Raw genomic sequence first — 24,613 nt, 5'->3', positions numbered from 1 at the left:
ATCAGTAGGTGATGCCCAGCGCAAACAGGGATAATCGCGCCTTATCGACTGACAGGCGTTCCCCATGCAATACGCGTTTCCGTTGCTGGCCATTCTGATCTGGGCCGGCAACACCGTGATCAACAAAATGGCGGTAGGCGCCATTTTTCCCGCCGAGATCGGCTTTTACCGCTGGCTGCTGGCCGGCCTGCTGTTCACCCCGTTCCTGCTGCCCAAGGTATGGGCCAACCGCGCGCAGATCCGCCCCCACCTGGGCAAGATATTCGTGCTGGGGCTGCTGGGCATGGCCGTGTACCAGAGCCTGGCCTATTTCGCCGCCGCGCTCACCAGCGCCACCAACATGGGCATCATCCTCTCGTTGATGCCGTTGATGTCGCTGACCCTGGCCATCATCAGCCTGGGCCAGCGCCTCACCGTCGGCGCCCTGTTCGGCGCTGTCCTGTCGCTGGCCGGCGTGCTGGTGGTGGTCTCGGCCGGGCAGTTGGGCAACCTGCTGGCCCACGGGCTGAACCGGGGCGACGCCATGATGCTGCTGGCCACCCTGGCCTACGCGGTGTACAGCACCCTGTTGAAAAAATGGCAGCTGCGCATCCCGGCGCTGCAATTGCTTTATCTGCAGGTGGGGGTAGCCATTATCGTGCTGGCGCCGCTGTTTGTGTTGTCGCCGAAGATGGGCCTGGACGCGGGCAATATCGGCCTGGTGCTGTATGCCTGCCTGCTGGCCTCAATGGTCGCACCACTGGCGTGGATGCACGCCGTCAGCCGCCTGGGGCCCAGCCGCACCACGCTGTTCTTCAACCTGTTGCCGCTGGTTACCGCTCTGATTGCCGCGCTGGTGCTGCATGAGCAATTGGCGCTCTATCACCTGCTGGGCGGCCTGCTGACGCTGGGCGGCGTGATCCTGGCCGAACGCTGGACCACGCCGCTGGGGCGCGCCGTGGCCCGCGACTAAAGCCCCGCCGCCGTGAGCCGGGCAGCGTGCTCGGTGAACAGGCGCACTGGTTCCACACCCTTGCCCACCAGGCCCAGAGACTGGTTGACGATATCCAAGTGGTCCATGGGGTAGTCATCACCAATCACCTGGCCCAGGTGGGAGCTGTAGCGCCCCACCATGCCGTCGCACTGCCCCGCCTCGCGCACGAAAGTACGGGCGAACAGCTTGCAACTGCGGTGCGAGCCATCCAGGCGGTTACCTCCGCCGCTCGCGCGCGGGTCTTGCAGCACCCCCGACCATGAGTAGTAACGCACCCCATTGACCACCGGCTCTCCCTGCCCGCCCCAGGTCAGCGGAATGCCCTGTGGGTAACGCTGATTGAATTGCGCAACGCCAGCGCAGGTCAGCGAAGCATGGGAGCCGTGCACGTCGATGGGCAGGATCGGGCCGCGCCAACCGGTCTCCAGCGCGCCCATCAACACCCCCAGCAAGTACAGGACCACATGCAGCACACGCCCGCCCATCGAGTTGTGCGGGTAGCGCCGCTGCAGATAGTCTGCCAACTCCGAGCCGTGGTTGGGCCCGGCCACCGACGTGACCGACGCCACCCATTCGGGACGCTTGGCGGCGGCGTAGCGGGCCGTGAGCGCGCCTTGGCTGTGGCCGATGAGGTTGACCTTTTGCGCACCGGTTTCGTGGCGGATGCGTTGAATGATCAGCAACAACTGCTCGCCGCGTACCTCGGTGGCGTTGAGGGGTGACACCTGCACCGCAAACACCTTGGCGCCGCCACGGCGCAGGGCTCGCACAATGCCGAACCAGTAGGGGTACAGCAGCAGGCGGACAAAACCGAGCATGCCGGGGACCAGCATGATGGGGTAGCGAGTGGCGCCGGACTGAGGCATGGCAAGAGCATCCTTGAAGGGCAAGCCTGAATACTAGCGTACTGACATCGAACTCCTGTGAATCGCCGTTGCCCCAGTATTAAGGGGCCACCATTGGCTCATTCGAAGGAGCGACACCATGTACAAGCAAACCCTGGCTACAGTGTGTGTACTGGCTTCGCTGGCGGGCTGCGCCGGCACCAAGGTCGAAAACCCCGTGGACTTTGTGACCTTCCGCGACGAACCACTGGTCAAGCAAGTGGATAACGGCATGACCATGCAACAGGTCATCGCCATCGGCGGCACGCCTTCCTCGGTGGTCGACGGTAACGGCAAGACCAGCGCCGGCACCTGTAACAACTACGTGCTCAACACCGACGGCAAGCAGCAGGCCTATTACGTGACGTTCGATGCCAGCGGCCATGTGGACAGCAAGGGCTTCATGACCTGCGCGCAGCACAAAGGCAACGTCAAGGCCATGCCCTGATGTCGGCGCGTGCCAACACCGATAAAACTTTCCGCCGCGTCCCGTACTCACAACCTCTGTAACCGATCAGGCCGGGCGCCCGTGGACCACGGGCGCGATAGAGCGTGACGGCCCCAACCGTATCGCCTGGAGATTGCCATGACTATTGCATTGATTGACAAGAACACCCTGCGTGACCGCGCTCGCAAGAACGTCGACCAGGGCGCGGTGACCGAAGGCTATGAAGGCGACCGCGAGGAAGTCATTCGCCTGCTCAACGACTCGCTGGCCACCGAACTGGTGTGCGTGCTGCGCTACAAGCGCCATTACTACATGGCCAAGGGCGTCAAGGCCCAGGTCGCCGCCGCCGAATTCCTGGAGCACGCTACCCAGGAAGCCGAACACGCCGACAAACTGGCCGAGCGCATCGTGCAACTGGGTGGTGAGCCGGACTTCAACCCCGACAGCCTCAGCAGCCGCTCCCACGCCGAGTACAAGCCCGGCAGCACGCTTAAGGAAATGGTCTACGAAGACCTGGTGGCCGAGCGGATTGCCATCGACAGCTACCGCGAGATCATCCAATACATCGGCGACAAGGACCCCACCAGCCGCCGCGTGTTCGAAGACATCCTGGCCCAGGAAGAAGAGCACGCCGACGACATGGCGGACATTCTCGAAGGCCTGTAAGTTGCTTTGGATCTTTCCATGTGGGAGCGGGCTCTGCCCGCGAAAGCCGCACCGCGGAGTATCAGGTACTCCGCGGTGTTTTTTTGCGGGCAGAGCCCGCTCCTGCCTACTGCAACTCAGTGGCTGCTTTGCACGGTTTTCGGGGTCTTGCCGGCTTTCATCTGCTCCAGCAACGGCGTGCATTGGTTGGGTTCACCACCGCTGGGCGCCACCAGGGCAAGCAAGCCTGCGGCCGGTGCCGCCACCACGCCAAGGGCAATCATGCCGGCGCCGCGCAGCAACAGCGGCACCGCCTGTACGCCAGCGCTGGGCTTGGCGAACGGGCCACGCACGTACAACGGCGAGCGCAGCGACAGCAGGCGGAAGCCCTTGGATTCGGGGTTGATCTTCAGGTCCAACTGCTCGGTCTTGAAGTTGGCGGTGCCGTCGATGTAGATGATGGCGTTCTCGGTATCGAACACGAACAGCCGAGGCGCCGCCAGGCCATCCTTGATGCCCAGGTCGGCCGCCGCGCAATTGATCTTCACCTCGTTGTCGCCAAAGATCTTGCCCACCACATAGTTGCCCACGTTCAGGCCGGCAATCTCCATCAGGCTGCGGCTGATGGCGCCATCGTTGATCAACAGCTTGAGGTCACCATTGGAGGTGCCCAGCAAGGCCGCCACCGAATTGCCCGTGCCGCTGATATCGGCGTCGCCGTTAAGCTGGCCAAAGCTGGTTTTCATCGGTTCGAACGTAGGGAACAGCTGCTTGAGCTTGAAACCCCGCGCCGTCAGCTTGGCATGGCCCTGCAAGGGCGTGGTGCGGCCGTTCAGGCGGATCTGTGCGTCAAGGTTACCCCCTGCCACACCGAATCGCAGCGGTTCCAGGTTCAACTGACCGTCGTCCAGCACCACGTGGGTGTAGAGGTCGGTGAAGGGCAATTCCTTGCTCTGTACGATCTTCTTGCCAGTGAACTCGACGTCGGCGTCCATGGTGCGCCAGCGCTCGGTGCGAAACTCTTCCACAGGCAGCACCTTGCCGCTCGGTTGCTTGCTTTCGCTGCCGCGCGCGGCCTGCTTGGCATTGGAGTCGGCCCCGATCAGCGGCGCCAGGTCGGTGAACAGCAGTTGGTTGGACACCAGCTTGCCGGTCAGCTTGGGCCGCGGCTGGCTGGCCACGAAGCCCAGGTCGCCATGAATATCGCTGTCACCGATCTTGCCGTTGAAGTCCTGATAGTCGAACCTGGCGCCGTTGGCGTCATGTAACTTCGCTTGCAGGTGCCCGTCGGTGGAATAAGGCGGTGAATCGGGCAGCGTCACCCCCGTCAGCGGGTACAACTTGCTCAGGCTGACGCCTTCAAGCTTCAGGCGCAGGTCCAACGCCCCCAGGTTGCGCGGGTCAGTGAGGGTACCGGCCACCACTACATGGGTATCGGCAATGCGTACATCCGCTTGCACCGGGAAGGGGCTGGCGGCGTCCTGCAGGGCCAGTAGCCCGCCGATCTTGCCGTTGCCGCTCAACGGTTGGTCCTTGTAACGACCCGTCACCTTGAAACCGAATGCGTAATCCTGGGCGGTAGCGCCCTGGTCACTGACCTTCTTGGCCGCACCGCTGCCCACGATATCGCTGAAGGGAATGGGCTTGCCCAGCAGATCGATCAGTACATCGGCGTGAGCCTTGAGCGTCACGTCGTCGTACACCACATGACCTTTGTCGAAGCCAATGGAGCCGATGTCCATGACCCATTTCGAGGGTTCGGCATTGGGGTCTTTCGGGCCGAAATCGAACGTCCAGTTGGCCCGGCCGTCCGCCAGCCGTTGCAGGTTGGCATCCGGTTCGGTCAGGTCGATGCGGGGGATCACAATGTGCTCGGCCAGCAACGGCAGGGGCGACAGGCGGAACTCTACCCGTTTGAGGCTGACCATTTGCGGCTGTTTCGACCAGTCGGGGTTACCCAGCGTCAGGTCCTCGGCCACGAAGCGCGGCCACGGCACCCAGGCGCGCCAGCCACCCTGCGCGGGCTCGCGGGCCCACTGCACATCAAGGTTGCCATTGATGGCGAACGGCCGGTGCAAAGCCTCGGACACCTTGGCATTGAGCGTGGGCTTCACGCGATTCCAGTCAAAGGTGGCGATAACCACCACCAATACAGCAATCAGTACCACGAAGGTGCCAACTATCCAGGCCAGGATCTTGCGGGGGCGCGTCATGCACGATTCTCCAAGTGACAGCGGGCCGTAAAACGGGCGGCACGCTCGGTTGCAGCATTTACGTTAGGACTGGCAAACCGCCTTGGGGTTTAACCGGATTGATGAAATCGGCGAACACTTTGCTCGGCAAGCGTTCCATGGTGGCGCATTTTTTCCCGCGGCTCCCTGCGGCGGTGCACGGAAAAGCGCTGTAAGGCGTTGATTTGACGGCCTCAGGACAAACAATCAATTCCGTTGATTGTTACCATTACCTATATGAACTTTTATATCTAATTCTCAAGAGTAGCATTGGCTCCGTACCCACTTTTCAGCCCTCCAAAGGAGCGCCAAATCATGAAACGCCAATTGTTGCTGACCCTGACCCTCTCTGTACTGGCCGCCAACGTCTTCGCTGCCGGCAACGTTCAACAACCCGTTGCCCAACACAGCGCCAGCGTCATCGTTGCCCAGGACGGTTCTGACCGCACCCTGAACCGCGTTGCTCAAGACGGCTCCGACCGCACCCTGAACCGCGTTGCCCAAGACGGCTCCGACCGCACCCTGAACCGCGTTGCCCAAGACGGCTCCGACCGCACCCTGAACCGCGTTGCCCAAGACGGCTCCGACCGCACCCTGAACCGCGTTGCTCAAGACGGCTCCGACCGCACCCTGAACCGCGTCAGCCTGAATGCTTCGGACCGTACCTCGGTACTGGTTGCCCAGGACGGTTCCGATCGCACCCTGAACCGTGCGAGCTGAGCCTTGGTTGCCCTGAACAAAGCCCGGTCCCTGCACCGGGCTTTGATTTTTCCCCTGATTTGCTAGAGTGCTGCGCTGCCCTTCACAGAATCCCGCACCATGTTGCCCCGCGCCGAACAGAAACAGCAGACCCGTCACGCCCTTCTCGATGCCGCAAGGCAGTTGATCGATGCCGGCCGTGGTTTCGGCAGCATTAGCCTGCGTGAAGTGGCCAAGGCCGCGGGCATAGTCCCTACCGGCTTCTATCGGCATTTCGATGACATGGACCAACTGGGCCTGGCGCTGGTCAACGAAGTGGGCGAAACCTTCCGCGACACCATCCGCCGCGTACGCCGCAACGAGTTCGAATTTCGTGGCCTCACGGACGCTTCGGTGCGCATCTTCCTCGACAGCGTGGCGGCCAACCGCTCGCAGTTTCTGTTTCTGGCACGCGAGCAGTACGGTGACTCACGCCCCGTGCGCCAGGCATTGACCTGCCTGCGCGACGGCATCAGCTCCGACCTTGCCGCCGATCTTGGGCTGATGCCCAAGTGGCAGCACCTGGACAGCGCCGCGCTGGCGGTGATGGCTGACCTGGTGGTGAAGACCGTGTTCGCCACCCTGCCCGAGCTGATCGACCCGCCTGCCGATACCTCCCCCCGACACATCTCGCCCCAAGCGAAAATTACCCAGCAGTTGCGCTTCATTTTCATGGGCGCCAAACACTGGCAAGGCCTGAGCAGTATTGACGACTGACCCAGGTTGGTGCCATACAGGCCGAAGCGCACCAATATGTAACATTTTATTGCCCAATCTTCTGGCACAAGGCCGGCATTCGCAGCGCTAGCATGTTGGCAAGACACTTGCTGTCAGGTGAATAACGCACACAGCCGGATGCCTGAAAATGCTGGTGATCCACCGCAGAACCGAGCCAAAACCTGACTGGTCGGCCGAATTACACCTCAATTTCGAAGCGCGCAGCAAAAGCCGCCTGCGCTGTTTTAGTGCCGACGGCGAAGACGTCGGCCTGTTTCTCGAACGCGGCCAGCCTCCGCTGCACGATGGCGAATGCCTGGAAGCCCAGGATGGACGCATCGTCAAAGTCGTCGCCCGCCCCGAGGCTTTGCTGCACGTCACCTGTGCCAATGCCTTCGAACTGACCCGCGCCGCCTATCACCTGGGCAACCGCCACGTGGCCCTGCAAGTGGGTGACGGCTGGTTGCGCCTGCTGGACGACTATGTGCTCAAGGCCATGCTCGAACAGCTGGGCGCCACCACCGAGGCCATCGAGGCGCCCTTCCAGCCCGAGCACGGCGCTTACGGCGGCGGGCACCACCATTCGCGCCACGGTGATGAAAACTTCAACTACGCCCCCAAACTCCACCAGTTCGGCGTGCGCACATGAATCCGGCGTGGGCCCTGCTGCGCCTGGCCAGCCCACAACTGCCAATTGGCGGCTACAGCTATTCCCAGGGCCTGGAAATGGCCGTGGAGCAAGGTACGGTAAAACAGGCCGTTGACGCCCGGCGCTGGATCAGCGACCAACTACTGCTCAATTTGGCCAGGTTCGAAGCGCCACTGTTGCTGGCGCACTGCAAGGCGGCCGGCCGCGATGACTGGCAAGCGCTGCGAGCGCTGAGCGATGAACACCGCGCCAGCCGCGAAACCCGCGAGCTGGCCCAGGAAAGCCGGCAAATGGGCTATTCCCTCAAGCAACTGCTGAACGGTTTGCCGGAGCTGGACCCGCTCGCGCGTGACTTCCTCGCCGCCACCGCCGAGCCGCACCTGGCCCTGGGCTGGGCGCTGGCCGCGCGCGCCTGGCAGATCAGCGCCGACGACGCGCTGGCCGCCTGGCTTTGGAGCTGGCTGGAAAACCAGCTGGCGGTACTGATGAAAACCCTGCCCCTGGGCCAGCAAGCAGCCCAGCGCCTGACCAGTGAACTGCTGCCGCAGCTGCAGCAAGCACAACGTAATGCCACCGAACTCGACCCCCACCACTACGGCAGCGCCGCTTTTGGCCTGTCTTTGGCGAGCATGGCCCACGAGCGCCAGTACAGCCGCCTGTTCCGTTCCTAGGAGATGACAACAATGAATACCCAGCCCCTGCGCGTCGGCATCGGCGGCCCGGTCGGCTCCGGCAAGACCGCCCTGACCCTGGCCCTGTGCCTGGCCCTGCGCGAGCGCTACAACCTGGCCGTGGTCACCAACGATATCTACACCCGCGAAGACGCCGACTTCCTGGTGCGCAACGAGGCCCTGGCGCCCGAGCGCATCATCGGCGTGGAAACCGGCGGTTGCCCGCACACGGCCATTCGTGAAGACGCCTCCATCAACCTGGAGGCGGTGGATCAGCTCAACCGTCGCTTCCCCGGCCTGGACCTGATCCTGGTGGAATCGGGCGGCGACAACCTGTCGGCCACCTTCAGCCCCGAGCTGTCGGACCTGACTATCTACGTGATCGACGTGTCGGCCGGCGACAAGCTGCCGCGCAAGGGCGGCCCGGGCATCTGCAAGTCTGACCTGCTGGTGATCAACAAGATCGACCTGGCCCCGCTGGTGGGCGCCTCGCTGGAAATGATGGATGGCGACACCCGGCGCATGCGCGGCGATAAGCCTTTCGTGTTCAGCAACCAGAAAACCGGCCAGGGCCTGGAGGCCATCATCGCCTTCATCGAACGCCAGGGGCTGCTGACCGCAGCCTGACCCGGATCTGTGCATCCACCACCATCCCCTGTAGGGCCGTGCCCGCGAAGGCTACACCGCGCACTCGCTGACGCACCGCATCGCTTGGTTCGCGGACGCAGTCCGCTCCTACACGTACGTTCAACAAGGAAGCTTAGAGATGACCCTGAAAAAACTCCTCGGCGCTGCCGCCCTGCTGCTCACCCCCGCCCTGGCCTTCGCCCACCCCGGCCACGGCGAGCACGGCATCGTCGCCGGCGTATTGCACCCATTGACCGGTATCGACCACCTGCTGGCCATGCTGGCCGTGGGCCTGTGGGCCGCCCAGCAGACCGGCAAGGCGCGCTGGGCGTTGCCGTGCACCTTTGTCGGCACCATGCTGATCGGCGGCCTGCTGGGCTTTGAAGGCCTTGAACTGCCGGGCCTGGAAAGCGGCATCGCCGCCTCGGTGCTGGCCCTGGGCCTGGCCGTGGCGTTGGCCATTCGCCCGCCTGTCGCGCTGGCCGTATGCGCCACTGCGGTGTTCGCCCTGTTCCATGGCGTGGCTCACGGCCTTGAGCTGCCGGAGATGTCGAGCCCATGGGCCTATGCCGCCGGTTTCGTTGCCGCCACTGCCGCCCTGCATGCCGTTGGCTACGCCGCGGTGCGCCTGCTGCCGCAAGCGGCCAGCCCGCTGGTCCGCATCGCTGGCGCCCTGTCTGCCCTGACTGGCGCCTGGCTGCTCGCCGGCTGATTCAACTCCCCTGTGGGAGCGGGTTCTACCCGCGAAAAGAACACCGCGCAGCAGCAGATAGTCTGCAGTGCCCTTTTCGCGGGCAGAGCCCACTCCCACTGGCTTCATCCCTGTTACCATGTCGCCCAAATCGCCCCTTTGACGACACCTTTCATGCTCGATCACTCCCCAAAAGCCGCCTTCACCGCCGTGCATGAGCACTTCCTGAAGACCATCGTGCCGCTATGGCAAGGGCCCGGCTGGAACGCCGAGCTGGCGCTGCCCTATGAAGCCTTGGACCCACAGCACCGGCCCATGCCCGTGCTGCGCTACCGGGCCATGGCGTGCGCCCGCCAGCTGTACCTGTTTTCCGGCCTGATCGAGCAGCCAGGCGCTCGTGAACATGCCGCCGCGCTGTTCCGCTCGCTGCAAAAGCATTTCCATGACGCCGAGCACGGCGGCTGGTTCTACAGCATCGATGCCCAGGCACGGCCGCTGGACCGCACCAAAGACCTGTACACCCACGCCTTCATCATCTTTGCCTGCGCCCATTACTGGCAACGTTCGCACGACTCGCTGGCCGAGTCGGTGCTCAATGCCGCACTGAGCGTGGTGGCTACGCAGTTTTCCACAGACGATGGGCTGTACGAGGCTGCGCTGGGCGAAGACTGGTCGCCGCAAGGCGCCGGCCCCCTGCAAAACCCACTGATGCATTTGGCCGAAGCCTTCCTGGCCACCTTGGCGGTGCGCGACGATCAGGTTGTGAAGGCTGCGCTGCTGGACTTATGCACAGCCATGCAGGCGCGCTTTGTGGATGCCGAATCGGGTTTGCTGATGGAAAAACCCTGCGGTGCTGTGGATAACTGGTGGGAGCCGGGTCACCAGTTCGAATGGTTCTATCTGCTGGAGTCCTCGCCACTGCTGCAGGGCAGCCCGTTGCATGCCTCGCTGGACCAGGCGTTCGCCCCTTCCGAGCGCATGGGCGTGAAGGACGGCGGCGTGCTGTCGATGCTGGACGTTGACGGCGGTGTACGCGACGCCACCCAGCGCATCTGGGCGCAGGCTGAATACCTCCGTGCATTGACCCTGCGCAGCGATGGCCCGGTGGCCAAGCAGTTGCAGGTGCTGCGCGAGCGCTTCCTGCATGGCGATGGCTGGTACGAGTGCCGGGACGCCGGTGGCGAGGTTAGCCGCAAGGACATGCCCTCCACCACCCCCTACCACCTGGCAACCTGTTACGAAAGCCTGGCCGCCGCCCTCAGGTAGTCCACTTGCGGTCGCCGGTGAAGCTGACGGTCAGCCAGCGGTCCGGCTCTGGCTTGCCCAACTGCGCGGAGATTTCTTCACGCAGCTCATCCAGGGTGCCGATGCCCTGCAGTGGATAACCCGCCGGCAGCACCACGTGAATCTCGATGAAACGCCCACGCCCGTGCTTCTGCACATAGGTGACGAAGCTCTCGAAGCCATGGCGCTCCTGGGCCGCCTCCATCACCAGGCGCACTGTGTCATCCAGGGTGTCCGGAGCAATGCCCAACACGTCGCGCAGTGACGGCCCGATGATCCGCGCGGCCGGTGGCAGCATGCACAGCGCCAGCGCGATAAGGATCAACGGGTCGACGAACAGCGCCCAGTCATCATGACCGTTGTGCTTCAGGCTCCAGGCAATCAGGAAGCTGATCAACAGCCCCACCGAAAGCATGGCGTCCACCAGCCAGCTGACGTTGTCGAAGCCGATCAGCGACGACTTCAACGTGCGGTTACGCCGCTTTACATAGAAGTAATAAGCAAAGTCCACGACGGTAAACACCGCCGCATAACCGATCACCAACCCCAACTCAATGTCCCGCCCGCCCTTGAGCAGGCCGAACAGACCGTTGAGAAACGCATACACAGCGATCAGCAGCAGGAAGCTGCCTTCGATCAACAGCACCATGGGCTCCAGGTGCCAGAAACCGAACTGGAAGCGCTCGCTGCCCTGGCGCCGGGCAATCAGGCGGGCGGTAATCAGCATCAACACCTTGATGAACGTTGCCACCAACGAAAAGAAGCCGTCGAACAGAATCGACTGCGACCCGGAAACAAAGCCCACCACCATGCCGGCAATAGCCACCACCAGCATCAGCAACGTCGATTGCTTGAGCAGCAGTTGTTCATGCCGGTTGTTCATGTGTGCACCTTCCTTGCGTGCGATATCAGGCCTTGTGCGGGCGTTCGATGGCGAAACCGGCCCAGCTCTGAGTGACGGGCATCAGTTCCAGGCTGTTGATGTTGACGTGGGCCGGGGTGTTCATGATCCAGAAGATGGTGTCGGCGATGTCCTGGGGCTGGATAGGCTCGGCGCCGGCGTAGGTGGCGTCGTAACGCGCCTGGTCACCGTTGAAGCGCACCAGCGAGAACTCGCTTTCACACAGGCCCGGCTCCAGGTTGGTAACACGCACGCCCGTGCCCTGCAGGTCGCAGCGCAGGTTCAGGGAAAACTGCTTCACGAACGCCTTGGTGGCACCGTACACGTGGCTGCCTGGGTAGGGGTAGTTGCCGGCCACCGAACCGAGGTTGACGATGCTGGCGCCGCGGCCTTGGGCAATCAGGCGTGGCAGCAACAGGCGGGTGCTGTACATCAGGCCCTTGACGTTGGTGTCCACCATGGTGTCCCAGTCGTCCAGGTCGCACTTGGGTGCGGGGTCCACGCCTAATGCCAGGCCGGCGTTGTTGATCAGGCCGGTCAGTTTGGCGAACTCGGGCGGCAGGTTGCCAATGGCATCTTCCATGGCCTTGCGGTCACGCACGTCCAGCACCAGGCCGTGAACCTTGGTCTGTTTGGAAAGCTCTTCGCACAGGGCGTTCAAACGCTCCTCACGACGACCGGTCAATACCAGCGACCAGCCGGCCTCGGCAAAACGGCGCGCGCAGGCTTCGCCAAACCCGGAAGTGGCGCCGGTGATAAACACTGTGGAAGTCATTTCATGCTCCTGGAAAGCTGTGGGAAAAGATTGTTTCAAAGCATGCCCGCGCAAAGGCGGCACGGCAAGTAAAAGGCAGCACTGATCAAAAAACAACCACTCATCGCAAACCCTTGCAGTAGAGGGGCTGGCGCTACTTTTACGCACCTTATCCACAGGGCCTTGCACAGTATCCGTGGGCAACTGTGCTGTGCATAAACCCGCAGGATACGGTGCGTGTAGCAAGTTGTAGAGCGTTTTGGCCTTGACCCAAAGGTCAAAAACATGCAGCCCACGCGCCAGCGCGTTGACAGGGAAACCGCAGGCATGGCGCCAGGCCAGTAATTGCGCCGCCCATGGCACTCTTTCCAATGCTTGCCCACAGACTTATCCACAGCTTTTTCGAGCCATGATGAACGGTATTCAGCAGTGGATAAGGACTTGACAAACAGCCATGCCGGCGACCTGCACGTCACTGATCAAAAATTGAACAGCAAGCTGAAAGGCACGCGGATAAAGGCTTTCAGCGACCTACACCCAAGTTACCCACAGCCAGGCCCACAATAAACGGGGACAACTGCAAAGCATGACAAAACAATTAATTAGGGTGGTTTTATGTCGCAGTGCGCGAGATGCAGAAAAGGGTTTTCCACAATCCGGTGGAAAACCCTTTTTCGGTGCTTTGTGGCCGCTGCCGACAGGCTACGCTGGCCCTATGCCTTGCTGAGAATCTCCTGGGTGGTTACGGGCCAGCGCAGCCTGCGGCAGCGGCTGCACTCAGTGGCCGCCCAAATAAGCGTTGCGCACCTCGTCATTGCTCAACAGCTCCTGCCCGGTACCGGTCAGGCGGATCTCGCCGTTGACCATCACATAGGCCCGGTCCGAGAGCTTGAGCGCATGGTTGGCGTTCTGCTCCACCAGAAAGATGGTCATGCCAGACTTGGCCAGCTCACGCAAGGTGCTGAAGATCTGCTTCACCACAATGGGCGCCAGGCCCAGCGACGGCTCGTCGAGCAGCAACAGCTTGGGCCGGCTCATCAGGGCGCGGGCGATGGCCAGCATCTGCTGCTCGCCCCCCGACATGGTCATGGCGCGCTGATTGCGGCGTTCCTTGAGGCGTGGGAACAGTTCGAACATGCGCTGCATGTCCTCACCGGCAAACTTGTCGCCGATGGGGATGGTGCCCATCATCAGGTTCTCTTCCACCGACATGTCCGGGAACACCCGCCGCCCTTCCGGAGACTGGGCTATGCCGTTTGAGGCAATGTAGTGGGAAGACTTCTTGGTGATGTCGGTGCCCTGGTAAATGATCTGCCCGCCCGCAGCGCGCGGCTGGCCGAAGATCGACATCAGCAGCGTCGACTTGCCCGCGCCGTTGGAGCCGATCAGGCTCACCGTCTCGCCTTCGTTGATGTGCATGGACACTTTTTTCAGGGCCTGGATGGGCCCGTAAAACACGTCGAGCTCTTTCAGTTCGAGGATCGGGGTACTCATACCAGTTCCTCTTCATCCGCGCCCAGGTAGGCGGCAATCACTTTCGGGTCGTTGCGGATCTGTTCCGGGCCGCCCTCGGCAATCACGTTGCCGTGGTCCAGCACCACGATATGGTCGGAAATGCCCATGACCATGCCCATGTCGTGTTCGATCAGCACGATGGTCATGTCGTGTTCGTCGCGCAGCAGGCGGATCATGCCGCTCAGCGCTTCGGTTTCCTGTGGGTTGAGGCCTGCCGCCGGTTCGTCCAGGCAGATCACCTGTGGGCGGGTGCACATGGCCCGGGCAATTTCCAGGCGGCGCTGTTGGCCGTACGACAGCTCACCAGCCAGGCGGTTGGCACAGTCCACCAGGTCCACCACCTCCAGCCAGTAGAACGCCGTGTTGAGGGCGTCGTCTTCAGCCTTGCGATAGCCGCGAGTGTTGAGAATGCCGGCGACCATGTTCCTGTTCACCCACATGTGCTGGGCCACCAGCAGGTTTTCCACCACCGACATTTCCTTGAACAGGCGAATGTTCTGGAAGGTACGGGCCAGGCCTGCGCGGTTGACCAGGTGGGTGCCGCCGAACATCTTGTAATACAGGCGGCTGGCGAAGCTGCGCGGCGAGACGAAGTCGGTGGGCTGGAAGGGTTCGCCCAGCAGCTTGATGACGTTGGTTTTCATGCCGCGGGTTTGCAACTCGATGCGCCCACCCGTGGCCTTGTAGAAGCCGGTCAGGCAGTTGAATACCGTGGTCTTGCCGGCGCCGTTGGGGCCGATCAGGGCGAAGATCGAATTGCGCTTGACCTTCAGGCTGACATCGCTGAGAGCCTTGATGCCACCGAAGTGCATCATCAGTTTTTCGACCGTGAGTACGTATTCACTCATGGCGCCACTCCTTTACGCGGGACCACACCGGTACGGCTGATGCGAATCAGGCCGCGTGGTTTCCAGATCATCATCAGCACCATCAGCACGCCGAACAGCAGCACGCGGTATTCGGCGAACGAGCGCAGCAACTCGGGGGCTACGGTCAGCACGAAGGCGGCAATGACCACGCCCACCGTGGAGCCCATGCCACCCAGCACCACGATGGCCAGGATCAGCGCCGACTCGAAGAAGGTGAACGAGGTAGGGTTGACGAAGCCTTGGTAGCTGGCAAAGAACACCCCCGCCAGGCCGGCCGTAGATGCGCCCAGGGTGAACGCCGAAAGCTTGACCAACACATGGTTCAGGCCCATGGCCCGGCAGGCGATTTCGTCTTCGCGCAGGGCTTCCCAGGCGCGGCCGATTGGCATGCGGGTGAGGCGGTGCTTGATGTACAGCACGCCAATCACCACCAGGAACAGCACGGCGTAGATGAACACGAATTTCAGGTCGGGGTTGTAGTCGATGTGCAGGAACTCATGAATCGGGATGCCACCCTCCTTCGCCTTGCGCCCGAACTCCAGGCCAAAAAAGGTTGGCGACGGTACCGGCACGCCGTTGGGGCCACCGGTGAACGACAACCAGTTGTTGAGGATCAGGCGAATGATCTCGCCAAAGCCCAGAGTCACGATGGCCAGGTAGTCACCGTGCATTCGAAGTACCGGGAAGCCCAATATGCACCCGGCAAACGCCGCGGCAATGGCCGCCAGTGGCAACGCCGACCAGAAGCCCAGGCCCAGGTACTGGTAGCCCAGGGCCAGGCCATAGGCGCCGATGGCATAGAAGGCCACGTACCCCAGGTCGAGCAGGCCGGCAAGGCCCACCACGATGTTCAGGCCCAGCCCCAGCAGCACGTAGATCAGGCCGAGAATGACGATGGTGAGCACGTATTTGTTGGCGAACACCGGAAACACCAGAGCCAGCACGATCACCAGGGGAATCACCCAGCGCAGCACCGATTTATGCCCCGGCGCCAGCACGTGCACGCCCGAGCCGCCGCGCTCCATGCCCTGGGAGATAGCAACGCCTTTTGGCGTTTGCAGGAACAGGCTGATCAGGAAACGACCGATCACCACTGCCAGCACCAGCCAGGCGACGCGCGTGGGTTGCAGGTTGAAGCTGTAGCCTTGCAGTACGACGCCGACAATGGGGCCGAAGACGATCAGCGCCAGCAGGCCGGCAATGACCGCGTCGATCAGGCTTTGCTTGATATCGATGGGTTTGATAGGGGCAGCAGACATAATTATACCTTCGCCACGAGTGGGCGACCCAGCAAGCCTTGGGGTCGGAAGATCAGGATCAGCACCAGCAGGGCGAAGCTGAACACGTCTTTGTAGTCAGAGTTGATCAGGCCGGAGAACTGCGATTCGGCAACCCCCAGGATCAACCCGCCTAGCATGGCCCCCGGCAGCGAGCCGATGCCACCCAGCACCGCGGCGGTGAACGCCTTGATGCCGATGATGAAGCCGGCGTAGAAGTCGAAGGTGCCGTAGTTCACGGTAATCAACACCCCGGCCAGGGCCGCCATGGCCGCGCCGATGATGAACACGTAGGAGATCACGCGATCGGTATTGATGCCCAGGATGGACGCCATCTTGCGATCCTGCTGGGTGGCGCGGCACATGCGGCCCAGCTTGGTGTACTTGATGATGTAGGTCAGTACCGCCATGCCGGCGAAAGCGGCCACCAGGATGAACATCTTGGTGTAAGTGATCTGCACGAAGCCAGTGCCGATGTCGAAGCGCCAGCCGCCACTGAGGAGCGTGGGCACGCCTTGCTGGTTAGGCCCCTGGGCGATCTGCGCGTAGTTCTGCAGGATCAGCGAGATGCCGATGGCACTGATCAGCGGCGCCAGGCGCGTAGAGTTGCGCAGGGGTTTGTACGCCACCCGCTCGATGACAAAACCGTAGACCCCGGTGACGACGATGGTGAACGCCAGCGTACCGAGAATCAGGAAAGGGAAGGATTCAACGCCGAAGAACGATAATACCGCCAGGCCGATGGCAGCCAGGTAGGCGGAGATCATGTACACATCGCCGTGGGCGAAGTTGATCATGCCGATGATGCCGTAGACCATGGTGTAACCGATGGCGATCAAACCATAGACCGAACCGAGGGTAAGGCCGTTGACCATTTGTTGCAGGAAAATACCATCCATCATGCACGCTCACGAACTTCTGGGCCGCACGTGTTCGCGCGGGCAAGCCGGGCCTGCCCACTCTGAACACGAGCGGTAAATAAGAGAACTGACAGGCCCAACCCACAGCAGGCCGGGCCCTGTTTGACCTGGCTGGCGGCCTACGCTGCCAGCCGGTCTGACCTCATGTCATTTCTGCTTGTCGAGCTGGTGGTATTTGCCGTCCTTGTCCCACTGGTACACCACGTAGTCCGAGACTTTCAGGTCGCCCTTGCTGTCCCAGGTCTTGGTGCCCATCACGGTGTGGACAGGGTTGGCTTTCAGCCATTTGGCGGCGTCTTCGCCCTTGTCGGACTTGGCGCCGTTGAACCCAGCGGCCAGGGCCTGGATCGAAGCGTAGGCGTACAGGGTGTAGCCTTCAGGCTCGTAGCCGGACTTGCGGAACTGGTCCACCACGGCCTTGCTGTCTGGCAGCAGGCGCGGGTCGGCGCCGAAGGTCATGTACACGCCATCGACGTATTGCGCGCCACCGGCGGTGGTCACCAGTTCGTCGGTGACGATGCCGTCGTCGGACATGAATTTCACGTCCTTCAGGCCCTGTTCGCGCATTTGGTGAACCAGCGGGCCGGCTTCCGGGTGCAGGCCGCCGAAGTACACCACGTCGGCACCCGAGGCGCGGATCTTGGTGACCAGGGCGCTGAAGTCCTTCTCGCCACGGGTCAGGCCTTCTTCCAGCACCGGCTTGACGCCGCGGGCAGTCAGCTGCTTGGCGGTAGCGTCGGCCAGGCCCTTGCCGTAGGTGTCCTTGTCGTTGATGACCGCGACTTTCTTGCCCTTGAGCACGTCGACGATGTAGTCACCGGCGACGATACCTTGCTGGTCGTCACGGCCGCACATGCGGAACATGGCGGTCAGGCCGCGCTCGGTCACTTGCGGGTTGGTGGAGCCTGGGGTGATGGCGATGACACCAGCGTCCCCGTATACCTCAGAAGCTGGAATGGTGGACGACGAGCAGAAGTGGCCTACCACGCCGGCGACCTTGTCCTGGTCAGACAACTTGTTGGCCACCGCCACGGCCTGTTTCGGCTCGCAGGCGTCGTCGCCCTGCACCAGGATGATCTTGCCGCCGTTCACGCCGCCATGGGCGTTGATTTCGTCAGCGGCCGCCTGGGCACCTTTCATGTATTGCAGACCGAACGATGCGTTGGCACCGGTCATTGGCCCTGCCACGCCGATCTTGATGTCGGCTGCCTGTACAAACGAAGAAACACCCAACGCAGTAGCCACTGCGAGAGCCAGAAAACCTTTCCTGTAAAACGTCTGCGACATGAGGTGGTGCTCCTGAGTTTTTTTGGTTGGCACTACAACTTCACAACTTCAGCAATTGCTCTGAGCAAGCGCCGTGCCAGCCGTTTTTCAAATGCTGAAAAGCGTCGGCACTTTTGCTTGCAAAGGCCCTGCGCCCGCCCCTTTGCAGCTCGTGCAACCCTCTAGATCGCAGGTGGTAGCACCCACCGGAGAAAAAGGAGCAACCCTAAAGTGCCACCATTGCAACCTTCCAGCGCCAAGGCGTGCAACCGACCTGTAACAGAGTGCGTAACCGAAGTGCACATCAGCGGTGCGCAATTGCTACGGCACGCACCATTACAGGCTAGTCGGTGCCTGAAAAAACACCGAGTTCGGTAGGAAACTACTTATAAACAGGGCGAAATAGCGGTGCCAGAGGCTTTTGCGCCAGGCTCAAGCATTCGGCGGCCGGCACAAAAGACTGGCAGAATGTGCCTTTACTGTGCGCCACTATGCATACCGTCATGCCGCCAGGCCCAGTTGGAGCCCTCAATGAGCGAGAGCGTATTCGCTGATCGCATCGTGCAGAACCTGCTCGACACCGATTTGTACAAGCTGACCATGATGCAGGCCGTCCTGCACAACTACCCCAACGTCGAAGTGGAATGGGAATTCCGCTGCCGCAATGGGGAGGACCTGCGCCCGTACTTGGCCGAAATTCGCTACCAGATCGAGCGCCTGTGCGAGCTGAGCCTGAGCAGTGACCAGCTGGGGTTCCTGGAACGCATCAACTTCATGACGCCAGACTTCCTGCGCTTCCTGGGGCTGTTCCGCTTCAACCTGCGCTACCTGCAGACCAGTATCGAAAACGATCAGTTGAGCATTCGCCTGCGCGGCCCCTGGCTGCACGTGATTCTGTTCGAAGTACCGTTGCTGGCCATCGTCAGCGAGGTACGCAACCGCGTGCGCTACCGCGAAGTGACCCTGGGCCAGGCCCGCGAGCAGCTCTACCGCAAGTTCGACTGGCTGACGGCCAACGCCTCGGCCGACGAATTGGCCGAACTGCAGGTAGCCGACTTCGGCACCCGCCGGCGCTTCTCCTATAAGGTGCAGGAAGAAGTGGTGAGCGTGCTCAAGCACGACTTCCCCGGGCGGTTCGTGGGCACCAGCAACGTGCACCTGGCGCGCGAGCTGGACATCAAGCCCCTGGGCACCATGGCCCATGAGTGGATCATGGCCCACCAGCAACTGGGCCCGCGGCTGATCGACAGCCAAAGCGCGGCGCTGGACTGCTGGGTGCGCGAATACCGCGGCCTGTTGGGCATTGCCCTGACCGACTGCATCACCATGGATGCGTTCCTGAGCGATTTCGACCTGTACTTTGCCAAGCTGTTCGACGGGTTGCGCCACGATTCGGGCGACCCTGTGGTCTGGGCCGAAAAGGCCATCGCCCACTACCAGAAACTGGGCATCGACCCCATGAGCAAGACCCTGGTGTTCTCGGACGGGCTGAACCTGCCCAAGTCGCTGGAAATCTTCCGCGCACTGCGCGGGCGCATCAATGTCAGCTTTGGCATTGGCACCAACCTCACCTGCGACATTCCGGGGGTGGAGCCGATGAGCATCGTGCTGAAGATGACTGACTGCAACGGTCAGCCGGTGGCGAAGATCTCCGACGAAGCGGCGAAGACCCAGTGCCGGGATGAGAATTTCGTTGCCTACCTGCGGCATGTATTCAAAGTGAAGCCATGACGTAGGAGCTCCTGTCGTCCGTGGGAGCGGGTTCTACCCGCGAAAAGAACGCCGCGCAATGTCTGATACTGCGCGGTGCTTGCTTCGCGGGCAGAGCCCGCCCCCACGGGGGCAAGGAGCGACTATGACGATCAGTTAACCAGGGTAACGGCGCCTTTCATCATCGAGATGTGGCCCGGGAACGAGCAGAAGAAGGCGTAGTCGGTTCCGGCCTGCAGTTTGGACACGTCGAAAGTCACCGAATCCTTCTCGCCGGCACCGATGATTTTGGTGTGGGCCAGGATGCGCTCGTCGCCATCTTTCAGGTAGTTCTTGTCGATGCCTGCGGCCATGCCGTCGCTGGCCACGCCTTGGGCGTCGGCGGCCTTGCTCAGCACCCAGTTGTGACCCATCACGTTCTTGGCCAGCGAGCCGGAGTGGCCCAGGTTGACGGTGAAAGTCTTGCAGGTCTTGCTGATTTCGATGGCCTTCTTGTCGAAGGTCATGCTGTCGGTGGAATCGACGTCAACCTTGCAATCAGCGGCGAACACCTGGCCGGCAGCCAGGGCGAGCAGGGATACAGCGACTACTTTCGCGAACATGGTGAATCTCCAGGACAGTTTTTTGAGCAAGGCTTCTTCTATGAGCCCTATCAATGCAATCTACGAGACAAACCTAACACGCACCTAATATTGTATACAATATCAATCACGGAGCGTTTACATGAACAATTTCCTGCGCAGCCTTCTCGCCGCCTACGCCTGCGGCAATACTGGCACCGACTATCTGGATGACTGAACGAAAGACTGGAGCCAGAGCCGTCGCGGATTTACCCTGTGGCTCCACAAACGCCAGGAGTAACCCCATGTCACTGACTTCAGTCTGTGTTTTCTGCGGCGCCAGCAGCGGTAGCAACCCGGTGTACCGCGAAGCGGCCATCACCCTGGGCCGCGCGCTGGCCGAGCGCAAATTGACACTGGTGTATGGCGGTGGCGCAGTGGGCCTGATGGGTATCGTGGCCGATGCGGTGCTGGCAGCCGGCGGCGAAGTGGTCGGCATCATTCCCCATAGCCTCAACGACCTGGAAATCGGTCATAAGGGCCTCACCCGCCTGGAAGTGGTGGACGGCATGCACGCTCGCAAGGCGCGCATGGCCGAACTGGCCGACGCGTTCATTGCCTTGCCAGGCGGGCTGGGCACCCTGGAAGAGCTGTTCGAAGTGTGGACCTGGGGCCAACTGGGCTACCACGGCAAGCCCCTGGGGCTGCTGGAAGTGAATGGCTTCTACAGCAAGCTCACCGGCTTCCTCGACCACCTGGTGCAAGAGAACTTCGTGCGCGAGCAGCACCGCTCGATGCTGCAGGTGAACGAGTCGGCCACCGACCTGCTGGACACCCTGGATGCCTGGCGCCCCACCGTGCTGCCCAAGTGGGTGGACAAGAAGCCGGACTGATCAGCCCGGCATTTCGCCCTGCGGCATGACCGTGACCTGCACTTCCGGGTCATGGCTGCCGCCGCCCAGGATCACCCCGCGCAACGGCGACACATCGGAGAAGTCCCGGCCCCAGGCCAGGGTGACGTGTTCCAAGGCCGGTTGCACGTTGTTGGTGGGGTCGAAATCGATCCAGCCCAACGGCGGGCAATACACCGATACCCAGGCATGGGACGCATCGGCGCCAATCAGCCGCGGTTGCCCGGGCGGTGGTTGGGTCAACAGGTAGCCGCTGACATAGCGGGCCGCCAGGCCGCGCGAACGCAGGCAGGCGAGCATCAAGTGGGCAAAGTCCTGGCACACGCCGCGGCGGCGCTCCAGCACCTCGACCAGCGGCGTGGCCACCTGGGTGGCCTCGGCATCGAAGGTGAACTCCTCGAAGATCTTTTCCATCAAGGCCCGCGCGCCCTGCAGCAGGGGCCGGCCGGCCGGGAAGCAATCGGCGGAGAATGCCACGAAGCTCTGTTTCAAGCGCACATAGGGCGACTCGAAACGGTAACGGCAGGCCTTCATCAGGTCTTCGGCAATCGGCGCACTGCTGTAGCACAGCGCGCTGCGCACCGCTTCCCAGCTTTGCGACGTCGCGAAGTCCGGCGTCTTGCGCGCCAGCACCTCTACTTTCAGCCGCGCGCTGACTTTCAGTTCGTGGTGGGGGCGCTCGAAGGTCAAACGCGTCAGCGGGTTGCCGAACACATCGTAGTCGTCCACCCGCCAGGTCGGCTCGGGGCTGATCTGCAACTGCTGTTCGCGGCAGATCTGCCAGGCACAGGGCCGCGGCCACAGGTGCGCCAACTGCTGAGCCAGAGACACCGGGCTGTCGTAGTGGTAATGGGTGTCGTGGATGATCTCGTAGTGGGCACTCATACCGATATCGTCCGTTGGCTGACGTCATCGACGTGGGCAAAATGGCGCAGGGCCAGGCGGTCGGAGACCTGGCCGCCGGCTTCCGAGATGGTTTGCAGCAGGTCGGCCAGGCCATCGAGCACCGCTTGTACGCTGGGGGCGCCGAACAGCGAATTTTCCAGGCTGCCCAGGTCAAACCCGGCCAGCCGCTCGATCAGCATAGCCAGCCCGCGTTCACGGGGCGCACCAAACTCTTCGTTGAGGCGACGCAGCGAGCGGTTCACCAGCTTGAGCTGGAACAGCACCGCATGGGGGTTCTGCTCATCGAGCAACAACAGGTCCAGCACCGGGATCAACTGTGGCACGGCCAGGTAGCGGGAGCGGTAGGTAATGCTGCTGTTGCCCAGTTCCAGCAGCCATTCAAGCCCGGCCTGGTCGGCCACGGCCACGCCACGCAGGAACGCGGCCAGGCTGGTACTGAGGAACTGCAAGCGCTCGAGGCGCCGGCCAATCATCAGGAAGCGCCAGCCCTCGTCGCGAGTCATGTCGTCCAGGGCAAAGCCTGACAGCGCGGCCAGGGACATCACCAGGCGGTTGAGGAAGTCCAGTAGCTCGCCGAAATCGGGCTCTTCCACGTCCAGGCTCTGGGCTTCGCGCTGCAACTCCACCAGTGCCTGCCAGTTCTCCCGCGAAAGCTTGCCGCGCACTTGCGAGGCGGCCCACTGCAACCGTTGCAAGTTGGCACGCAGGCTGAACGGCCACTCATCGCCCAGCAGCGCCGCCAGCAGGCGTTCTTCCAGGTTGCCCTCTTCGGGCAGCAGTGACAGGCGCTCGGCCAGTTCCACGGCGGCGTCCAGGGCCAGCGGGTCGTCACCGTCGATGTAGCGCCCGAGGATAATGCGCAGCAAGCGCGCACTGTCGTCGCAGCGCTCGCAATAGCGGCCGAACCAGAACAGGTTTTCCACCACCCGCGACGGCAGGTAGGGGTCGACGCGCACTACATCGTGCACGCCAATGCTGCGCTGAGCCTTCCATTGCTCGCCGATGGGCGCGCGTTCACCCAGCACCCAAGTGTCCTTGCTAGCCCCGCCACGCTGCATCGACACCACTTCGGCATCGGCTTCGGCGGCCACCCGGGTCAACGCGCCAGGCAACACCCGGTAACCGTCGTAGCCGGCCACCGCGTAGACGCGCATGCCAATGGCCCGAGGCGCCAACTGGCCGCTGTCCTGCCATACCGGGGCCTGGGACAGTTGCGCCAGTTCCTGGGCGACGTAGGCGTAGGGCCTGGCCTGAATGCGCTCGGCCATGGCCTTGCGCTGCTTGGCATCCAGGTCGCGACCAAACACCGGGGTAAAACTTTGCGAGGGAAACGCCGGCTTGATCAGCAGTTGTGGCAGTTTCTCCAAGGCCTGCGCCATGACCGGCGGCTCACCGCACCACCACGTGGCCACCGACGGCAGGATCAGCTTTTCACCGAACAGGTGCTCGTTGATGGTGGGCAGGAAACCCAGCAGCCCAGGTGACTCCAGCACACCGCTGCCCAGGGCGTTGGCCACCAGCACGCGGCCCTGGCGCACCGCTTCCAGCAAACCGGGCACGCCCAGCGCCGAGTCGGTACGCAGTTCCAGCGGGTCGCAGAAGTCGTCGTCCAGGCGGCGCATGATCGCGTGCACGCGGCGCAGGCCGCTGAGGGTCTTGAGGTACACCGTGGCGTCGCGCACGGTCAAGTCGCTGCCTTCCACCAGCGGGTAACCCAACTGCCGCGCCAGGTACAAATGTTCGAAATAGCTTTCGTTGAAGCGCCCCGGGGTCAGTAGCACAATCAACGGTGTTTCGTGCTTATCGGCCGCCAGGCGCCGCAAGGTGTCCTGCAGCGTGCGGAAATAACCGGACAGGTGTTCGACCTTGAGGTCGCGGTACAGCTCCGGGAAGGCCCGCGACACGCTCATGCGGTTTTCCAGCGCATAGCCGGCGCCCGAAGGCGCCTGGGTGCGGTCGGCCGTGACCCACCAGCGCCCGTCCGGGGTGCGCGCCAGGTCAACGGCGTACAGGTGCAGGAAGATATCCCCCGGCGGCTTGAGGCCTTGGCACGGCCACAGGAAATTGTTGTGGCCATACACCAGTTCGGCCGGCAGCAGGCCTTGGCGAATCAGCTCCTGCGGGCCATAGATATCGGCCAGCACGGCGTTGAGCAGCTTGCCGCGCTGGGCAATACCGGCGCGCAGGTGCTGCCACTCGTTGTCAGGAATGACGTGGGGCAGCAGGTCCAGTTCCCACGGCCGATCGGCCCCCTTGGGGTCAGCGTAGACGTTGTAGGTCACGCCGTTTTCCTGGATTTGCCGGGTCAGCAGCGCCTGGCGCTGGGCCAGTTGCACCGGGCTGCTGCGCTGCAACTGGTCGAACAGCTTGCGCCAGTGCGGGCGCACCGAACCATCGGCCTCGAGCATCTCGTCAAAACTTCCCGCCGTCAGCGGGTATCGGTCAAGCAGGTCTGGCATGGAACGC

General features: G+C 62.5%; 24 protein-coding genes. 12 read left to right on the top strand and 12 right to left on the bottom strand.

The window, feature by feature from the left end; all coding sequences use genetic code 11:
• Window positions 1-64: 64 nt before the first annotated feature.
• Window positions 65-952, top strand: coding sequence for a DMT family transporter (locus tag PMM47T1_RS11135; protein ID WP_008368633.1), 888 nt, complete (start codon window positions 65-67; stop codon window positions 950-952).
• Here PMM47T1_RS11135 and PMM47T1_RS11130 read toward each other — a convergent pair.
• Complete coding sequence (locus tag PMM47T1_RS11130; protein ID WP_008368631.1) at window positions 949-1,839, bottom strand: esterase/lipase family protein; 891 nt, start codon at window positions 1,837-1,839, stop codon at window positions 949-951. The genes PMM47T1_RS11135 and PMM47T1_RS11130 overlap by 4 nt on opposite strands.
• A 118-nt stretch (window positions 1,840-1,957) precedes the next feature.
• Here PMM47T1_RS11130 and osmE point away from each other — a divergent pair, with 118 nt between their 5' ends.
• Both osmE and PMM47T1_RS11120 read left to right on the top strand, forming a co-directional pair.
• Complete coding sequence (gene osmE, locus PMM47T1_RS11125; protein ID WP_008368629.1) at window positions 1,958-2,305, top strand: osmotically-inducible lipoprotein OsmE; 348 nt, start codon at window positions 1,958-1,960, stop codon at window positions 2,303-2,305.
• A 138-nt stretch (window positions 2,306-2,443) separates the two neighbouring features.
• Window positions 2,444-2,971, top strand: a complete 528-nt coding sequence (locus PMM47T1_RS11120; RefSeq protein WP_008368626.1) for a ferritin-like domain-containing protein — start codon at window positions 2,444-2,446, stop codon at window positions 2,969-2,971.
• A 116-nt stretch (window positions 2,972-3,087) separates the two neighbouring features.
• Here the strand turns inward: PMM47T1_RS11120 and PMM47T1_RS11115 are convergent, their stop codons facing one another.
• Complete coding sequence (locus PMM47T1_RS11115) at window positions 3,088-5,163, bottom strand: AsmA family protein (RefSeq protein ID WP_008368624.1); 2,076 nt, start codon at window positions 5,161-5,163, stop codon at window positions 3,088-3,090.
• A gap of 333 nt (window positions 5,164-5,496) precedes the next feature.
• Between PMM47T1_RS11115 and PMM47T1_RS11110 the strand changes: the two genes are divergently transcribed.
• From PMM47T1_RS11110 to PMM47T1_RS11080, 7 genes are all read left to right on the top strand, one after another.
• Window positions 5,497-5,901 carry a hypothetical protein gene (locus PMM47T1_RS11110; RefSeq protein ID WP_008368622.1) on the top strand — a complete coding sequence of 135 codons (405 nt, stop codon included), beginning with the start codon at window positions 5,497-5,499 and terminating at the stop codon, window positions 5,899-5,901.
• 99 nt (window positions 5,902-6,000) lie between these two features.
• The gene (locus PMM47T1_RS11105; protein WP_008368620.1) at window positions 6,001-6,636 is read left to right on the top strand and encodes a TetR family transcriptional regulator; all 636 of its coding nucleotides are present in this window, start codon (window positions 6,001-6,003) and stop codon (window positions 6,634-6,636) included.
• A gap of 148 nt (window positions 6,637-6,784) precedes the next feature.
• A complete protein-coding gene (gene ureE, locus PMM47T1_RS11100) occupies window positions 6,785-7,285 on the top strand; it encodes an urease accessory protein UreE (RefSeq protein WP_008368618.1) in 501 nt (166 codons plus the stop codon).
• A complete protein-coding gene (locus PMM47T1_RS11095; protein WP_008368616.1) occupies window positions 7,282-7,956 on the top strand; it encodes an urease accessory protein UreF in 675 nt (224 codons plus the stop codon). Before ureE ends, PMM47T1_RS11095 begins: the two co-directional genes overlap by 4 nt.
• A gap of 12 nt (window positions 7,957-7,968) precedes the next feature.
• On the top strand, window positions 7,969-8,583 hold the full coding sequence (ureG, locus tag PMM47T1_RS11090; protein ID WP_008368614.1) for an urease accessory protein UreG: 615 nt from the start codon (window positions 7,969-7,971) through the stop codon (window positions 8,581-8,583).
• A gap of 139 nt (window positions 8,584-8,722) precedes the next feature.
• Window positions 8,723-9,295 carry a HupE/UreJ family protein gene (locus PMM47T1_RS11085; RefSeq protein WP_008368612.1) on the top strand — a complete coding sequence of 191 codons (573 nt, stop codon included), beginning with the start codon at window positions 8,723-8,725 and terminating at the stop codon, window positions 9,293-9,295.
• 153 nt (window positions 9,296-9,448) lie between these two features.
• Complete coding sequence (locus tag PMM47T1_RS11080) at window positions 9,449-10,540, top strand: AGE family epimerase/isomerase (protein WP_008368610.1); 1,092 nt, start codon at window positions 9,449-9,451, stop codon at window positions 10,538-10,540.
• Here the strand turns inward: PMM47T1_RS11080 and PMM47T1_RS11075 are convergent.
• The 7 genes from PMM47T1_RS11075 to PMM47T1_RS11045 all read right to left on the bottom strand — a co-directional run bounded on the left by PMM47T1_RS11075 (window position 10,533) and on the right by PMM47T1_RS11045 (window position 18,081).
• Complete coding sequence (locus PMM47T1_RS11075) at window positions 10,533-11,441, bottom strand: cation diffusion facilitator family transporter (RefSeq protein ID WP_008368608.1); 909 nt, start codon at window positions 11,439-11,441, stop codon at window positions 10,533-10,535. The two genes, PMM47T1_RS11080 and PMM47T1_RS11075, sit on opposite strands and share 8 nt — an antisense overlap.
• 25 nt (window positions 11,442-11,466) lie before the next feature.
• On the bottom strand, window positions 11,467-12,234 hold the full coding sequence (locus tag PMM47T1_RS11070) for an SDR family oxidoreductase (RefSeq protein WP_008368606.1): 768 nt from the start codon (window positions 12,232-12,234) through the stop codon (window positions 11,467-11,469).
• A gap of 756 nt (window positions 12,235-12,990) precedes the next feature.
• Window positions 12,991-13,707 (bottom strand): ABC transporter ATP-binding protein, encoded by a 717-nt coding sequence (locus PMM47T1_RS11065; RefSeq protein WP_008368604.1) that lies wholly within the window; start codon window positions 13,705-13,707, stop codon window positions 12,991-12,993.
• On the bottom strand, window positions 13,704-14,576 hold the full coding sequence (locus tag PMM47T1_RS11060; RefSeq protein WP_008368602.1) for an ABC transporter ATP-binding protein: 873 nt from the start codon (window positions 14,574-14,576) through the stop codon (window positions 13,704-13,706). Before PMM47T1_RS11060 ends, PMM47T1_RS11065 begins: the two co-directional genes overlap by 4 nt.
• Window positions 14,573-15,856 (bottom strand): high-affinity branched-chain amino acid ABC transporter permease LivM, encoded by a 1,284-nt coding sequence (livM, locus tag PMM47T1_RS11055; protein ID WP_008368601.1) that lies wholly within the window; start codon window positions 15,854-15,856, stop codon window positions 14,573-14,575. The genes PMM47T1_RS11060 and livM overlap by 4 nt, the downstream gene beginning before the upstream one ends.
• Window positions 15,857-15,858: 2 nt before the next feature.
• Window positions 15,859-16,773 carry an ABC transporter permease subunit gene (locus tag PMM47T1_RS11050; protein ID WP_008368599.1) on the bottom strand — a complete coding sequence of 305 codons (915 nt, stop codon included), beginning with the start codon at window positions 16,771-16,773 and terminating at the stop codon, window positions 15,859-15,861.
• Window positions 16,774-16,941: 168 nt separating this feature from the next.
• Complete coding sequence (locus tag PMM47T1_RS11045) at window positions 16,942-18,081, bottom strand: branched-chain amino acid ABC transporter substrate-binding protein (RefSeq protein WP_008368597.1); 1,140 nt, start codon at window positions 18,079-18,081, stop codon at window positions 16,942-16,944.
• Between the two features lie 510 nt (window positions 18,082-18,591).
• Between PMM47T1_RS11045 and pncB the strand changes: the two genes are divergently transcribed.
• Entirely contained in the window at window positions 18,592-19,791 is a 1,200-nt protein-coding gene (pncB, locus tag PMM47T1_RS11040; protein WP_008368595.1) for a nicotinate phosphoribosyltransferase, read from the top strand.
• Window positions 19,792-19,922: 131 nt separating this feature from the next.
• On the opposite strand, the gene azu is transcribed toward pncB, so the two are convergent.
• On the bottom strand, window positions 19,923-20,372 hold the full coding sequence (azu, locus tag PMM47T1_RS11035) for an azurin (protein WP_008368593.1): 450 nt from the start codon (window positions 20,370-20,372) through the stop codon (window positions 19,923-19,925).
• 263 nt (window positions 20,373-20,635) lie between these two features.
• On the opposite strand from azu, the gene PMM47T1_RS11030 reads away from it, so the two are divergent.
• Entirely contained in the window at window positions 20,636-21,223 is a 588-nt protein-coding gene (locus PMM47T1_RS11030) for a TIGR00730 family Rossman fold protein (protein WP_008368591.1), read from the top strand.
• On the opposite strand, the gene PMM47T1_RS11025 is transcribed toward PMM47T1_RS11030, so the two are convergent.
• Together PMM47T1_RS11025 and PMM47T1_RS11020 are read right to left on the bottom strand one after the other, a co-directional pair.
• On the bottom strand, window positions 21,224-22,126 hold the full coding sequence (locus PMM47T1_RS11025) for a transglutaminase family protein (protein WP_008368589.1): 903 nt from the start codon (window positions 22,124-22,126) through the stop codon (window positions 21,224-21,226).
• Complete coding sequence (locus tag PMM47T1_RS11020) at window positions 22,123-24,606, bottom strand: circularly permuted type 2 ATP-grasp protein (protein ID WP_008368587.1); 2,484 nt, start codon at window positions 24,604-24,606, stop codon at window positions 22,123-22,125. The genes PMM47T1_RS11025 and PMM47T1_RS11020 overlap by 4 nt, the downstream gene beginning before the upstream one ends.
• Between the last annotated feature and the right edge of the window lie 7 nt (window positions 24,607-24,613).

This window comes from Pseudomonas sp. M47T1, from assembly GCF_000263855.1.
GTDB lineage: Bacteria > Pseudomonadota > Gammaproteobacteria > Pseudomonadales > Pseudomonadaceae > Aquipseudomonas.
This window is presented reverse-complemented; position numbering and strand designations above follow the sequence as displayed.